The 14603-nt window shown below is 33.9% G+C and carries 13 protein-coding genes; 7 read left to right on the forward strand and 6 right to left on the reverse strand.

What is annotated here, in order from left to right:
• Positions 1–111 precede the first annotated feature (111 nt).
• The gene (locus MQX03_RS09960; RefSeq protein WP_242802836.1) at positions 112–501 is read right to left on the reverse strand and encodes a T9SS type A sorting domain-containing protein; all 390 of its coding nucleotides are present in this window, start codon (positions 499–501) and stop codon (positions 112–114) included.
• A 126-nt stretch (positions 502–627) separates the two neighbouring features.
• Here MQX03_RS09960 and MQX03_RS09965 point away from each other — a divergent pair, with 126 nt between their 5' ends.
• The 3 genes from MQX03_RS09965 to MQX03_RS09975 all read left to right on the forward strand — a co-directional run bounded on the left by MQX03_RS09965 (position 628) and on the right by MQX03_RS09975 (position 3370).
• Positions 628–2478 (forward strand): tetratricopeptide repeat-containing sensor histidine kinase, encoded by a 1851-nt coding sequence (locus MQX03_RS09965; protein WP_242802838.1) that lies wholly within the window; start codon positions 628–630, stop codon positions 2476–2478.
• Complete coding sequence (locus MQX03_RS09970; protein ID WP_242802840.1) at positions 2475–3086, forward strand: response regulator transcription factor; 612 nt, start codon at positions 2475–2477, stop codon at positions 3084–3086. The genes MQX03_RS09965 and MQX03_RS09970 overlap by 4 nt, the downstream gene beginning before the upstream one ends.
• Positions 3087–3205: 119 nt before the next feature.
• Positions 3206–3370, forward strand: a complete 165-nt coding sequence (locus tag MQX03_RS09975; RefSeq protein ID WP_242802842.1) for a bacteriocin-like protein — start codon at positions 3206–3208, stop codon at positions 3368–3370.
• A 54-nt stretch (positions 3371–3424) separates the two neighbouring features.
• On the opposite strand, the gene MQX03_RS09980 is transcribed toward MQX03_RS09975, so the two are convergent.
• Positions 3425–4468: a PA0069 family radical SAM protein gene (locus MQX03_RS09980; RefSeq protein ID WP_242802844.1), complete on the reverse strand. Its 1044-nt coding sequence runs from the start codon at positions 4466–4468 to the stop codon at positions 3425–3427.
• A 140-nt stretch (positions 4469–4608) separates the two neighbouring features.
• Positions 4609–4800 carry a hypothetical protein gene (locus MQX03_RS09985; RefSeq protein WP_129535604.1) on the reverse strand — a complete coding sequence of 64 codons (192 nt, stop codon included), beginning with the start codon at positions 4798–4800 and terminating at the stop codon, positions 4609–4611.
• 180 nt (positions 4801–4980) lie between these two features.
• Between MQX03_RS09985 and MQX03_RS09990 the strand changes: the two genes are divergently transcribed.
• Positions 4981–5331, forward strand: a complete 351-nt coding sequence (locus tag MQX03_RS09990) for a hypothetical protein (RefSeq protein ID WP_242802845.1) — start codon at positions 4981–4983, stop codon at positions 5329–5331.
• Positions 5332–5363: 32 nt separating this feature from the next.
• Here the strand turns inward: MQX03_RS09990 and MQX03_RS09995 are convergent, their stop codons facing one another.
• From MQX03_RS09995 to MQX03_RS10005, 3 genes are read right to left on the reverse strand one after another with little or no spacing between them, the layout of a single operon-like run.
• On the reverse strand, positions 5364–8048 hold the full coding sequence (locus MQX03_RS09995; RefSeq protein WP_242802847.1) for an AsmA family protein: 2685 nt from the start codon (positions 8046–8048) through the stop codon (positions 5364–5366).
• A 16-nt stretch (positions 8049–8064) separates the two neighbouring features.
• A complete protein-coding gene (locus MQX03_RS10000) occupies positions 8065–8862 on the reverse strand; it encodes a DUF2797 domain-containing protein (protein ID WP_242802849.1) in 798 nt (265 codons plus the stop codon).
• A 43-nt stretch (positions 8863–8905) separates the two neighbouring features.
• Complete coding sequence (locus tag MQX03_RS10005) at positions 8906–9958, reverse strand: DUF389 domain-containing protein (RefSeq protein ID WP_242802851.1); 1053 nt, start codon at positions 9956–9958, stop codon at positions 8906–8908.
• A 77-nt stretch (positions 9959–10035) separates the two neighbouring features.
• Between MQX03_RS10005 and MQX03_RS10010 the strand changes: the two genes are divergently transcribed.
• The 3 genes from MQX03_RS10010 to secA all read left to right on the forward strand — a co-directional run bounded on the left by MQX03_RS10010 (position 10036) and on the right by secA (position 14602).
• Entirely contained in the window at positions 10036–11058 is a 1023-nt protein-coding gene (locus MQX03_RS10010) for a GDP-mannose 4,6-dehydratase (protein WP_242802853.1), read from the forward strand.
• 137 nt (positions 11059–11195) lie between these two features.
• Complete coding sequence (locus MQX03_RS10015; RefSeq protein WP_129535597.1) at positions 11196–11417, forward strand: DUF2795 domain-containing protein; 222 nt, start codon at positions 11196–11198, stop codon at positions 11415–11417.
• A gap of 113 nt (positions 11418–11530) precedes the next feature.
• Positions 11531–14602: a preprotein translocase subunit SecA gene (gene secA / locus MQX03_RS10020; RefSeq protein ID WP_242802855.1), complete on the forward strand. Its 3072-nt coding sequence runs from the start codon at positions 11531–11533 to the stop codon at positions 14600–14602.
• Position 14603 lies beyond the last annotated feature (1 nt).

Genomic DNA, 14603 nt, shown 5'->3' on the forward strand with positions numbered 1-14603 from the left:
TTCAGATTCCGCTTTCATGATTATGATTTATTTAAATTTATTGGGTTATAAATTTTTACTTTACTAAATCAATATTATATAGGCATTTGTGTTCTTGTGATTGATAAATAATTACAGCTTTATAAACTGCCGCGATATACTTAGAAATGTAGGAGTAATGACTTCCACAGTAATGAAATAATGACCCAGTTTCAGATTTGATATATCAATAGAATAAGAATTTGTTGGACGGATCTGCTGATCTTCAAAAATTGTCATACCAGATCCATTATATAGCGAGTAACTGTTAAATTTTGCCTCTGGTCGACTTAAAGAAACTATCAAATTATTTCCATTTTGGACTACAAGTAAGTTTGGCAAATTATTTCCAGACCCACTTCCTTGCCCACTAGTACTTGTTGTCTTGGTACCATCACCTTCTAAAGTTAATACTGACGCCTGATTACTTTGCCCAAAACATAACGAGCATCCAAATAAAAAAAAGATTACTGTTTTTAGCATAATTATGAGTTTTTATATAACAAATGTATTCTTAATACATTTTGCACGCTATACCATATTTATGGTATATTTACTTCCATGATGAAATATTTTATATTGTTCTTTCTGTCAAATAGTATTTTTTTCATGGGTCAAAAGAAAGATCCTGAGATTGAAAAAATGCTCGTAAAATACAGGAGTAATTTAAATGAAAACTTAGATTCTTCAATCTACTATATCAACAAAATAAAAATTATCAGTGAAAAAAAAGCTGATGATTTTTATTTATCAAAAGGATATTATGGATTAGGATATTGTTTTTATCAGAAAGGAGACATAAAAAAAGCTCAAAGCTATATTTACGCATCAATTCCAGTTGCCTTAAAATCTGATAATTTTCAAACCCTTGCTCTTGCCTATAATCAATTGGGGTTAATTAAGAATAACGAAAGCAATTACGCTGTTGCTATACAACTTTTCCTAAAATCATTAAAGATATCCGAGAAAAATGGACTTAATGAAAAAAGCATTACTTTAAAAAACTTGGGAAATTTATTTCTATCTCAAAACGATACTATTCAGGCTATTAAATATTATAAAGAAGATTATCAGTTTACAAAGGATAAGGAACTCGTTGCTGACCACTTTGGAAGCTGTAATAATTTAGCCGTAATAGAGAGAAAGAGAAATCCTGGTTTAGCTTTACAGTATTTCAATACTGCTCTTTCAATCGCCAAACAACTTGATCATAAAAAATGGCAATATGATATTGATATCAATTTAGCCGTTTTTTTTATGAGTGATAACAAATATAAAAACTTTAATCAGGCTTTATCACATCTTAATGCTGCTCAGAGACTTATTAATGAAATTGGTGATTCAAGTTTATACTTTTTATATTACTACAATTCAGGAGGTTACTATTATAAAAAAGGTCAATATTCTGAAGCAATAGATTATTATCTTAAAGCCGAGAAAATCTCAAAAGATCCCAAGATAAGTTTAGATTACAGAATTTCTTTAATGGACGACCTCAATAATGCCCTTGAGAAAAACGGAAATTATAAAAGTGCTTATTTATACCAAAAAATTTATCATCAATTGCATGACAGCATTTTTACTATAGAAAAAACTAAAAACATCAACGAAATTATCACCAAATATGAAGTTAACAAAAAAAACAATCAGATTCAGCTCCTAAATCAGCAAAAAGAATTTCAGGAGAAGAAAAGCAAATTAGTAATGGTCACTTCTCTTTTATGTATTTTTATATTGATTGGTTTTTTATATTTTGGATATAAAAGATCGCAATTTCAGAAAAAACTGAGACATCAGGAAAACATCAATCATCATCAGGAAAAAGAAAAACTTTTACAAGATCAGAAACTGAACGAAATGAGTGCTCTGATAAAAGGTCAGGATTTTGAGAGAAACAGAATTGCCAAAGATCTGCATGATGGCGTTGCGGGAGATTTGGCCGGGATAAAGTTGTTGTTAGCTAAAGAAAACGTTGATCTTAATAATAAAAACTTAGAAAAAATTCAGGAAAACATTTCTGTAGTATTTCAGGAGATAAGACAAATCTCACATAATCTGAGCATTAATAATCTTAAAGAGAAGAGCCTTAAAAATCTTTTATTAGATTTGGAAGCAACTTACCAAGCTAGAAACGAATTCAATTTTGATGTTCATATTTTCCCGGAAAATGCGCTTGATGATTTAAGTGAAATAAACAAAATAAATATCTACAGAATTTTGCAGGAATTGCTGAATAACATCTCCAAACACGCAAATGCAACAGAAGCAGAACTATCAATAAACAGACATCTGAATGATATCAACATTATTATTACTGATAACGGAATAGGTTTTAACATTGATAAAAAAGGAGTCGGATTAAAAAACATTCAGGAAAGATTAGAGACAATATCCGGAGAAATCAACATTCAATCTGATTTAGACAAAGGCACATCTATCGTTATTGAACTAAAATTATGAAAAACACAATAAAGATTGCGATCATTGATGACCATCTCCTTTTTTTAAAAGGTCTCACTATACTTTTGGAACAGGATGATGATTTTGAAGTAATATATTCTGTCAGTAATTATTCTGACTTATTAAAAAATTTAAAACTTCAAAAACCGGATCTATTGATTACAGATATATCAATGCCGGAAATGAATGGTATTGAGCTTTCAAAAATGGTACATCAGATTTACCCTACCATAAAAATTCTAGTAATGAGTTCTTATTCTAATATGATGTCAGCTTTTGATGTAGACGGTTATTTACTTAAAGATACAAACTCTGAAATACTGATTGAAAGCATCAAAAAAATAGTCTGGAATAATGAAAAAGTTTTTTACAAAGACTTTCAGACGGCAGAGAAGTATGATTTTAATAAAAGCATTGTAAGCAAAAGGGAAAAGGAAATCATTAATTTTATATGTAAAGGTTACACAACTGAGGAAATTTCCGAAAAACTTTACATCAGCAAACATACTGTAGAAACTCATCGAAAAAATATTTTCAGCAAACTTCAGGTACATAATATTGCCGGACTTGTGAAGACAGCAGTCGCTTTAGGGATCATTGATATTTAGAACAATTTCTAAGTATTTTTTGTGATTTTTAATTAAATTAAAAATCAATACCACAAGAAAACAACATAAACAAATTTTAATTATATTTACAAAACCATCATACTTTAAAACAAAACATTATGAAAAATCTAAAAAAACTGAGCAAAGACCAATTAAAATCAATTTCGGGAGCAGGCGGAATCAAAGGATTACCAGAACCTGATTTCTGTATGTACTACTGTAATGGTGTTGTAATCTGTGCAACCTGCAGCAAAGATTTTAAATGTCCCGATGATTCTATTTAAAGAAATTGTCAGAAACGACAGAAAACCGTTCCCTTATTGGAGCGGTTTTTTATTTTAAAACAGCCTCAACTGCTGCTCCCTCGTCCCCGTAAAACCATCCGTTGAAAGTTTCGGAAATTGTTTTCCGTCAAAATATTTTTTTCTTCCAATCTTAAAAGTGTTATGAATCATTTCAGCAATGTTTCCTTCACCTTTATGCCTGTCAAAAATTCTTTTATCACCAAATTTTCCGCCACGCATTGAGCGAATAAGGTTTAAAACTTTTTGTGCCCTGTCAGGAAAAGCATCTTCAATCCATTTCACAAAAACAGGTTCTACGGTGTCATTTAATCTAACTAAAGTATAGCCAAAACTTTGTGCTCCCGCATCTGAAATGGCTTTTAAAATAGCCAAAGGCTCATCACTATTTAACCCCGGAATAATTGGAGCTACCATGACATGAGTAGGAATTCCGCTTTGAGAAAGAATCTCTACCGCCTTCAGTTTATTTTTTGAAGAACTGGTTCTGGGTTCCATTTTTCTTCGAAGATCCTCGTTGATGGTCGGAATGCTTAATGAAACTGAGACTAAGTTTTGTTCAGCCATCGGTTTCAGAATATCTAAATCCCTCAAAACTAAAGCATTTTTTGTAAGTACATTGACAGGATGTCTGTAATCAAGACAAACTTGCAGAATTTTTCGGGTAATTTCAAATTGTCTTTCGGCAGGTTGATAACAGTCGGTGTTTCCGGAAAGCAAAATCGGTTCTGGTTTGTATCCCTTTTTTTTGAAAAATTTCTCTAATAATTCCGGAGCATTTTTTTTGACCATGATTTTCCTCTCAAAATCAATTCCGGCGCTGTAACCCCAGTATTCATGCGTGGGTCTGGCGAAACAATAAGAACATCCGTGTTCGCAGCCCTGATAAGGATTCATAGAATATTCCATCGGCAAATCTTCACTTTTCACCTGATTCACAATAGTTTTTGGGAAAACTTCCGTGAAAGTAGTTTTCATAGTTTCAAAATCCTCATCTTCAGGTTCAAAGGTATATCTGTCGAAACGGTTGATTACATTTCGCTGAGCACCTTGTCCTTTTATGATATTTTCGTTCTGCATTTCTGATGTAAAATTATAAACCTTTGGTTGGAAAATAATGAGTTTTAAGAAGAAAGTTTTCCACAAAAAAAAATCCAACACCAAAAAAAAATGGATGCTGGATTTTAAAAATTTATATCTTACTACTACTTGCTTATATCTTATTTGAAAGCATAAAATTCTATTCCATGATCATCGTCTTCAGAATTTTTGTCAAAATGTCTGTGATGGTCAGAATAATATTCGCTGTATTTTTTATGCTTTTTACTTAATATTTTTTTAACGCTTAAAAAGCTAAGCACCGCCAAGAGACCAACTCCTCCCGCAAGTAAAACTCCTACTTCTTTTTTCATATTTAGTACAATTTTGTAATATGATCTATCAAATAGTATACCTTTTTCACCCACTGTCATTATAATTTTTGTTAACATTAGAACCAGGTAATGAGATTATACAATTAACTTATAAACCATGTTATGGTTTGAAAATTGTACTTATCTATTTAACTTACACGCAATAAAAAATTAATTATTATGGAAAATCCGGAAAACATCGACAGAATGACCACATTAAGCCAAGTTATGGAAAGATTACGAGAAAGAGGCATTCACAGAGAGTTCAGAATGAATGATTCTTGTGAAATGAGATATGAAGATTCAGACAAAAATTATCAGCCCAACGAACTGACCATTTTAAAAACCTATCGTTTTGAAGGTGACAGCAACCCCGATGATAGTGCCGTTTTGTACGTGCTCGAAGATAATTCAGGAAATAAAGGCATCATCATCGATTCTTACGGTGCAGACAGCAATTATCCCGGACAAGAATTTGATACTTTTTTACGAGATATCCCAGTTAACGAAAGTGAAGAATATAATTTTTAATTAAATTTAAATAAGATAAATATGCCCGAAGCCTAATCAGTTTCGGGATTTTCTTTTTTGTTAAAGACTTTTCTGAAAATTCCTTTTTTCTCTTTTGGTTTTTCAGCTTCTGTTTTTTGAGTAGATTTTACTGCTTTAGAAATATCTTTTTTAGCTTCCTTTACTGAAGCCTTCGCATCTTTAAAGGTATTTTTCACCTCTTTTACCGTTTCCTTGGTTTTTTCAACGGTCTTTTTAGTTTTATCGATATCAATCCCAATCAGGGTTTTCTTCAAGCCATCTTCAATACCTTTCCAAAACAGATTAAAGAATGATTTTGTAGGATCTCTTTCCACATTTTCCACTGTGACCGATTCCGGAAATTTTCCTGAATCTGATTTAACGAAAATATTCACTACAGCACTTAAAACCCCTTTTTTCTTTTTGCTGTCTTTATCTAATATGGAAACTTTCAAATCTTTGTGTTTAAGATTAAAAGTTCCGCCGATACCTTTCGGATTTCCTTTAAAATTAAATAACATCTCCTGAATCGTTCCGGTAGCGGTAACACTCATATAAGGAACCACAAACGCATTCAGCGCCACTGCCGGAATATTATTCAGTTTTCCTGCAATGGTAAAGCGATCACTCTGATCTGCCGTATTGAATCCCCAGTTGACAGAAAGCAGCGAACTTTCCATAAATGTACAGTCTATTTTGATGTCAACCTGAGTGGGTTTGCCTTTCATTTTGGCAGAGTTCAGATTTTTTACGTTCATATTGAAATTGGTAAACGTCAGTTTTCCTGGTCCGCTGCTCTTCGGTGTATCTTCTTCGTATTCTAAAACTGAATTTTTCAGTTGAAGCTGATCAATAAGCATTGGAATTTTTATCGTTCTCAAAAGTCTTGAATACAATAACTTTTCCTTCGGATCGTCAGCTGGAATTTTACTCCTGAAAATATTGGCATTGGCAGATAAAATAGTCACATTCGTCGCATGAAGGAATTGATTTTCAGAGAAAAAATCCCATTCCCCGACGAAGTTCACCTGATTTGCTTTTAAATCATATAAATCGCTTTCAACCGGAATCATTCTGATAAACTGCGCTCTTGAAACAAGCGGTTTCATCGCAAACTGATCCAGTTTTATTTTATTTTTATCAAACGCTAAAGCGGCAACCGTCATATTGTAAAATTTCGTTTTGTAGGCGAAATTTTTCGTTGTCAGTGTATAATCTTTAATTTTAACAGCCAATCCGCCGTTCTTTGGTTTCTCGCTGAGTTCAATATCTTTTATGGAAGCGTTTAAATCATTAAAAGTAAGTGGCTGGTTTGCTTTATCGTACGTAATATTTGAATTTTTCAGATTGACATTTTTAATGACAATAGGAAATTGAATTCCATCAAAATTTGATTTCTTAACAGACTTTGCCGTTCCTGCAGTTATAGTTCCGTTCACTTGATTAACCAAAACATCCTGAACATCGAGATTAAGTTTTTTATCAATAATTTCCCATTTATTGATATTAAAAGCAATCTGATTTGCCTTAAGATTCATTGAAGTTTTGTCTGATCCCAAATCGTTTGGCACAACCGAGACATTTCTGATGTCACCTTTTTTCGGACTTAATGCAATGCTTTCTACGTTGATGTTCTGATGGTTAAAAAACTGAATATCTCTCCCAGAAAAATTAAAATCCTTGTATCGTAAAGGAATCATTTCATCAGAAGTTTCTTTACCGAACTCAATATTTTTAATATTTAAATTAACGTTTTTCGCAAACAAAAGTTTATTCCCATCAGGTTTATTCACCTGAATGAGGGCATTATTTAATTTAAAATTATCAAGGCTTAATTCAAAATTAGTCGGCTTTTTTACTTTATCTGGAATTGCATTGGTGGTATAAACTAAAATATTCGGGTTCTGAAAAGTAGCATTCGTGAGAGAAACTTTATTATCCTTTAAAACAACATCTTTAAAATCAATTTTCTGGATCGTTGCCGATATCAATTGCTTTTTCTTCGGATAAATTTTCCTGAAGTTTTCAAAATCAATGATTGGCGCAAGTTGAAGTTGATCAATAGAAACCTGCCCATTCGTTGTTGTAATTTTATTAATTTTTAAAGTATAAATATCATCAGGCTGAAAGAAAAAACTTGTCCCTTTGATGCTGTATTGGTCAAAAACAAAAGGAAGTTTATCTTGTACAGACTCTTCTGTCATCTGAAGAGTCTCAACAATTAAATCTAAATCATCAACAGAAAAAAACTTTTGCTTAGTATGCTTAAATACCTGAATCGTTCCGTTGTTGATTCTGATGTTTTCAAAATCAAGCGGAGTGGTGTTTTTTTCTTTTTTCTTGTCTTTAGGTTTCGCTAAAATGATATTTAGATTAGGCTTTGCCAGATAAATATCTGATGTACTTATTTTTTTATTAAAAATCGCATCGTAAATTCCTAAACGGCTAATTTTCAAGGTATCAATCGTTCCCTGAAAACCTATAATATTTACATTTTGTGGGTTCTTATTGTTGACGGTAATTCCTGTCGCAAAAATATTTCCGGTTCCCAAATCTACGTTCAAAGATTTGTACGAAACTTTATAGTCTGTATTTTTCTTGATATAATCAGGAAGCTGGGTTTTTAGCCAAATGTTGATTGCTAAGTTGGCAATCAGAATAAGCCCGAATACAATTCCAAGACCTATTATTAGCTTCTTAACCCAGGGTTTTTTCATAATTATTTTTTTATTTTTAATTCCTCACTTCCAACTCGATCACATATCCTTCATGACCTCTTACATTCATAAAATTGCCACCTTCAAATGCTAAATACTGTCCTTTAATTCCAACAAGTCTTCCTGTAAACTCAGGTTTTTTGTCTAAAGTAAAAGAAGTCACTTTTTCAGGCTTTGAAAAAGGATAATCAAACTTCCACATATCTTCGCCTTCAGAATAAAACTTTTGGAAATCCTCAGGGAAATATTCTTTTATTTTCTGCTGAAAATCTGCCAAATCTACCTCATCTTCAAAATCATCCTGCAGCATTTTTCTCCAGTTGGTTTTGTCGGAAAGATGTTCTTTGAGGGCAACTTCTATCATTCCGGCTTCATAACGGTTTTCGGTTCTGGCTATCGGTAGAGCAAATGTTGCACCCTGATCAATCCATCTCGTCGGAATTTGTGTATTTCTCGTCACACCCACTTTCACATCACCTGTATAAGCTAGATATACGGTATGCGGCTGCAATTGGATTTCTTTTTCTACATCAAGATCACGCTCACCAATTCCTAAATGTGCGGTAGAAAGCTCCGGACGAATAATGGTATCACTGGCATAAGGACTTTCAAAAAAGCAGCTTTTGCAGAAACCCATTCTGTAAATTGTTTTATCTAAACCACAATTTACACATTGATAACCTGTATGTTTTATGCTTAGTTCCTTACCCAACAATTCGTTCATATGGATGAGATCACCCGAAAGATTCAGATAATATTGAATAGGTTGATCATTGAAACTCGTCATTTTTAAAATTTGCCCTTGAAACTGCATATTTGTTAACTTTTAAGTAAATATAAAATTTTAGAATCAGTTATTATTCTTTTTTGGTTTTTAATCGTTCCATTTCTAGCTTTAATTCAGAAATTTGCGCCTGCATTTCGTGTATTTTTGCGGTTTCTGGATTTTGCTGTTTTGGTGAATACTGCCAAATAAGATGGATGTCTTTTACAAGACTATCGTGTTCGTCTAATCTGTTTTTGCTGATTGCTACACTGTCGTTTAATAATGTAATTTTTAAAAACTTCTCTCCCTTTTCCTCGAAAACTTCGTGACTGATAATAGCGAGTTCCGGATGGTTTTCTTTGATGGTTTTAATGTAACTTTCAGATCTTTCTTTAAGCTTTTCTTTTTCCCATTTTTTCTTTGTTAGTAGAATGCTTGGAATAAGAATTAAAGCAGAAATTAAGCTTATAAACAGAGACATTTTTTGGTTTTTAATCTTGTTTTTCTGAAGATAGTATTTTTGATAACCTAAAATAATACTGAGAATCCAAGTGCCTACTGCTATAAAAAAACAGTTGATTAAGTAAAAGTAAAATCCTCCCCAGAAATATTCCCAATTTCCATTGGCTATTCCGTATCCGGCGGTACAAAGTGGCGGAATGCATGCGGTAGAAACTGCAACTCCCGCAATTACTTTGATCGCTTCTTTTCTTACAATACCCAAAAACCATGCAAAACCTCCTAATAATGCTAAAAAACAGTCAAAAATAGTAGCTGTTTTAAAGCTTTCGAGTTGTGCGGTTTCTGAATGAAAAGGTGTGATGAAAAAATACAATGCAGACGAGCAAAGTGCCACGACAATCATTAGTGCCCAATTGATAATGCCTAAACGCATCAAATGTCTGTTACCAATCGAAAAGCCGAATGCCGCGCCCACGATGGGACCCATTAAAGGTGATATCAACATCGCACCAATTACCGCTGCCGGACTGTTGATATTTAGACCTATACAGGCAATACCCATCGAGATGACCAAAAGCCAAAGATTGTGACCTCGAAAGAAAATGCCTTCCTCAATCTCATTAAAGGTAAAATCTTCTTCTTCCTCTTTCGGTAAAGCAAAAAGTTTTTGAAAATTAATCATCAATTCAGTTTAAAAAACAAAAGTAAGAAAAGAGCATTCAACTATTATTAATAAATTTGTCTTCTAAAAAAATACACATGACGTATCTCGTTACGGGAGGAAGCGGATTTATTGGTTCTCACTTGATAGAAGAATTATTGAAACACGGACATTCTGTCATAAACATTGACAATTTTGATGATTTCTATGATTATAAGGTGAAAATTAAAAATACTTTAGATTCTATTGAAAAAAATATTGATTTTGAATTTTCTGATAAAGAAAGCGATATCCAAAATTTGATTTCTACATCAAAATCAGAACGTTACACTTTATATTATCAGGATATCAGGGACAAAAAAGGTTTGGAAAAAATATTTAAAAATCATCAGTTTGATTTAATTATTCATCTAGCTGCACTTGCCGGAGTTCGACCATCTATCGAAAGACCTTTAGAATATGAGGAAGTCAATGTTCGAGGAACAATGAATCTTTGGGAACTGTGCAATCAGTTTGGAAATAAAAAATTCGTTTGCGCTTCTTCCTCAAGTGTTTACGGAAACAATGAGAAAACTCCTTTTTCAGAAACCGATAATGTAGACCAGCCTATTTCCCCTTACGCTGCAACCAAAAAATGTGGTGAAATCTTAGGTCATGTTTATCACAGCTTGTATTATATCGATATGATTCAGCTAAGGTTTTTTACCGTTTATGGACCGAGACAAAGACCTGATCTAGCGATACATAAATTCACAAAACTGATTTCAGAAGATAAAGAAATCCCTTTCTACGGCGACGGAAACACCGCTAGAGATTACACATACATCGACGATATCATTGATGGAATTGTGAAATCAATTGATTATTTAGAAAAGAATTCTAAAGTGTACGAAATTATTAATCTGGGGGAAAGCGAAGTCATCAAGTTGTCTGAAATGTTGTCTGCTATCGAGCAAAATCTTGACAAAATTGCCATAAAAAAAATACTGCCAATGCAGCAGGGCGATGTGCAGAAAACCAATGCTGACATTACAAAAGCTAGAAATCTGCTTGGTTACGCCCCTACAACAAACTTCCAAAATGGCACAAAAAAATTTGTGGAATGGTTTTTGAGAAAATGACATCAACCTACCGCAATCACGCTCACAAAAGCATTTGCAGTAAACATAGACAAAATTTAATAAAAGAATTGAAAATCAAATCATAAAAAAAGTTTATAATATAACCTATTTTTATACTTTTGCAAAAAATAAAAATTATGTACTGGACATTAGAATTAGCTTCATACCTAAGCGACGCACCTTGGCCGATGACAAAGGCAGAACTTATCGACTACGCAATCAGAACTGGTGCACCAATGGAAGTTGTAGAAAACCTTCAGGCTATTGAAGACGAAGGAGAGGTTTACGACGCTATTGATGAAATATGGGCCGACTATCCTACGGACGAAGATTATCTTTGGAACGAGGACGAATATTAATAAAAGCATTAGGCTTTAGGCAATACGCTTAAAGCTTTTTCAGTAATAACATACACCATCGAGTGTAATTTAATACGCTTAAAGCCTGAGGTTTTGAGCTTAAAACAAATTCTATGAGTTTTTTAAATAAAGTTCTTAAAGGGTTTTTGGGAGACAAAAAAGCGCAGGACCTAAAAGAAGTAAAAAAAGTTGTAACAAAAATAAAATCTGTTGAACCAGCCATCGGAGAATTATCTGATGACGGTTTGAGAGAAAAGACCGCTGAATTTAAATCTAAAATTAAAGAAGCGACTAATACAATTACAACTCAGATAGAAGAAATCAAAGAGCAAATCAAAAACTCAAAAAATGTTGATGAAAAAGAGGCTCTTTTCTCTAAAATAGAAGCTTTGAAAAAAGATTCTTACGAGATTGAAGAAAAAGTTCTTTTACAGGTTCTACCGGAAGCTTTTGCGTTGATCAAAGAAACATCTAGAAGATGGGCTCAAAACGGAGAAATTCGTGTGACGGCTACAGATTGGGATAAAGAACTTGCTGCAACTAAAGATTTCGTTGAAATCCAAGGAAATGAAGCAGTTTGGAAAAACTCATGGAATGCAGCCGGAACTCCTATTTTGTGGGATATGGTGCATTACGATACTCAGTTTATCGGTGGTGTGATTCTTCACAGTGGTAAAATTGCTGAGATGGCAACGGGTGAAGGTAAGACTTTGGTGGGAACACTTCCAATTTACCTAAATGCACTTCCTGAAAGAGGTGTACACGTTGTAACCGTGAATGATTATTTAGCAAAGCGTGACTCCGCTTGGATGGGACCTTTGTACCAATTCCACGGAATGTCTATCGACTGTATCGATAATCACCAACCGAACTCAGACGGAAGAAGAAAAGCATACAACTCAGATATTACTTACGGAACGAATAACGAATTCGGTTTCGATTATCTGAGAGATAACATGGTGGCTTCACCTTCAGAATTGGTACAGAGAGAATTGAACTTTGCAATTGTGGATGAGGTTGACTCAGTTTTGGTGGATGATGCAAGAACACCTTTGATTATTTCTGGTCCCGTTCCACAGGGAGACAGACAAGAATTTGATGTTCTTAAACCTTCTATCGACAGAATTGTTGAAGTTCAGAAAAAAACCGTTTCTGCAATTTTCAATGAAGCAAAAAAATTAATCGCTGCTGGTAAGACTAAAGAAGGAGGATTCAAATTACTTCAGGCTTACAGAGGTTTACCAAAAAACAGACAGTTAATTAAGTTTTTATCAGAAAGCGGAAACCGTGCATTGCTTCAAAAAACTGAAGCTCAATACATGGCTGACAACAACCGTGATATGCCGATTGTAGATCAGGATCTTTACTTCGTAATTGAAGAAAAAAACAATCAGGTTGATTTGACGGATAAAGGTGTTGAATATATGTCTCAAGGAAATGAAGACAATAACTTCTTCGTTCTTCCGGACATTGGAACTGAGATTGCTGAAGTAGAAGCTAAAAATTTATCTAAAGAAGAGGAATTCGAAGCTAAAGAAAAACTATTCTCTGATTTTGCCGAAAAATCTGAGCGTGTTCACACGATGAGCCAATTGTTGAAAGCCTACACATTATTTGAAAAAGATGATGAATATGTAGTGATCGATGGTGAAGTAAAAATCGTTGATGAGCAGACAGGTCGTATCATGGAAGGAAGACGTTATTCTGACGGTCTTCACCAAGCGATTGAAGCTAAAGAAAGTGTAAAAATCGAAGCAGCTACTCAGACATTTGCAACGGTGACTCTTCAGAACTACTTCCGTATGTACAACAAACTTGCGGGGATGACGGGTACGGCAGAAACTGAGGCTGGAGAACTTTGGCAGATTTATAAATTAGATGTGGTAGTTATTCCTACCAACCGTCCGATTCAAAGAAATGATAAACAAGATTTGGTTTTCAAAACCAACAGAGAAAAATACAATGCAGTAATTGAAGAAATCGAGAACTTAACATCAGCCGGAAGACCAGTATTGGTTGGGACGACTTCAGTTGAGATTTCTCAGTTGCTTTCAAAAGCACTTCAGTTAAGAAAAATTCAGCACCAGGTGTTGAATGCGAAACTTCACAAGAAAGAAGCAGAAATCGTTGCCGGAGCGGGTCAGCCAGGAGTTGTAACCATTGCAACCAACATGGCAGGTCGTGGTACCGATATTAAGCTTTCAAAAGAAGTAAAAGAATCGGGTGGTTTAGCGATCATCGGAACAGAAAGACACGATTCTAGACGTGTTGACAGACAGCTGAGAGGTAGAGCAGGACGTCAGGGAGATCCTGGTAGTTCGCAATTCTATGTTTCTTTGGAAGACAACTTAATGCGTTTATTCGGTTCTGAAAGAATTGCTAAAATGATGGACAGAATGGGTCATAAAGATGGTGAAGTGATTCAGCATTCTATGATTTCTAAGTCTATCGAGAGAGCTCAGAAAAAAGTAGAAGAAAACAACTTCGGAACAAGAAAGAGACTTCTTGAGTACGATGATGTGATGAATAAGCAGCGTGACGTAATCTACAAGAGAAGAAAGAACGCTTTGTTCGGTGATCACTTGAAGTACGATATCACCAACATGATTTTTGATGTTTCAAATTCTATTGTGGCTAAAGGTAAAGCTACCGGAAACTTTAAAGATTTTGAATTTGAAGTGATTAAAAACTTCACCATGGAATCTCCGGTTTCTGAAAATGATTTTAAATCTAAACAAATTCCTGAACTGACAGATCTTCTTTTCAAAGCAGCTCAGGCTGACTATGACATGAAGCTGAATCTTCTGAAAGAAAAATCATTCCCGATTATTGAGAATGTGTATCAGAATCAAGGTTCAATGTTTAAAATGATTCAGGTTCCATTTACAGATGGAGTGAAAACTTTAACGATTGTTACAGATTTAAAAGAAGCTCATGATTCGAACTGTGACAGTTTAATTAATGATTTTGAAAAGAATATCACTTTATCAATCATCGATGAAAACTGGAAACTTCACCTTCGAGAAATGGATGATTTGAGAAAATCTTCTCAAGGAGCTGTGTACGAACAAAAAGATCCATTGGTCATCTACAAGCAGGAATCTTTCCATTTGTTCAGCGAAATGGTTGACAAAATGAACAAAGAAATAATTTCATTCTTATACAGAGGAGAAATTCCCGCGTAAG

The organism is Chryseobacterium aahli, assembly GCF_022699665.1.
Classification (GTDB): domain Bacteria; phylum Bacteroidota; class Bacteroidia; order Flavobacteriales; family Weeksellaceae; genus Chryseobacterium; species Chryseobacterium aahli.

Coding starts and splice junctions, on each gene's coding strand:
- MQX03_RS09960 (WP_242802836.1), bottom strand. CDS start 501: ATGCTAAAAACAGTAATCTTTTTTTTATTTGGATGCTCGTTATGTTTT.
- MQX03_RS09965 (WP_242802838.1), top strand. CDS start 628: ATGGGTCAAAAGAAAGATCCTGAGATTGAAAAAATGCTCGTAAAATAC.
- MQX03_RS09970 (WP_242802840.1), top strand. CDS start 2,475: ATGAAAAACACAATAAAGATTGCGATCATTGATGACCATCTCCTTTTT.
- MQX03_RS09975 (WP_242802842.1), top strand. CDS start 3,206: ATGAAAAATCTAAAAAAACTGAGCAAAGACCAATTAAAATCAATTTCG.
- MQX03_RS09980 (WP_242802844.1), bottom strand. CDS start 4,468: ATGCAGAACGAAAATATCATAAAAGGACAAGGTGCTCAGCGAAATGTA.
- MQX03_RS09985 (WP_129535604.1), bottom strand. CDS start 4,800: ATGAAAAAAGAAGTAGGAGTTTTACTTGCGGGAGGAGTTGGTCTCTTG.
- MQX03_RS09990 (WP_242802845.1), top strand. CDS start 4,981: ATGGAAAATCCGGAAAACATCGACAGAATGACCACATTAAGCCAAGTT.
- MQX03_RS09995 (WP_242802847.1), bottom strand. CDS start 8,048: ATGAAAAAACCCTGGGTTAAGAAGCTAATAATAGGTCTTGGAATTGTA.
- MQX03_RS10000 (WP_242802849.1), bottom strand. CDS start 8,862: ATGCAGTTTCAAGGGCAAATTTTAAAAATGACGAGTTTCAATGATCAA.
- MQX03_RS10005 (WP_242802851.1), bottom strand. CDS start 9,958: ATGATTAATTTTCAAAAACTTTTTGCTTTACCGAAAGAGGAAGAAGAA.
- MQX03_RS10010 (WP_242802853.1), top strand. CDS start 10,036: ATGACGTATCTCGTTACGGGAGGAAGCGGATTTATTGGTTCTCACTTG.
- MQX03_RS10015 (WP_129535597.1), top strand. CDS start 11,196: ATGTACTGGACATTAGAATTAGCTTCATACCTAAGCGACGCACCTTGG.
- secA (WP_242802855.1), top strand. CDS start 11,531: ATGAGTTTTTTAAATAAAGTTCTTAAAGGGTTTTTGGGAGACAAAAAA.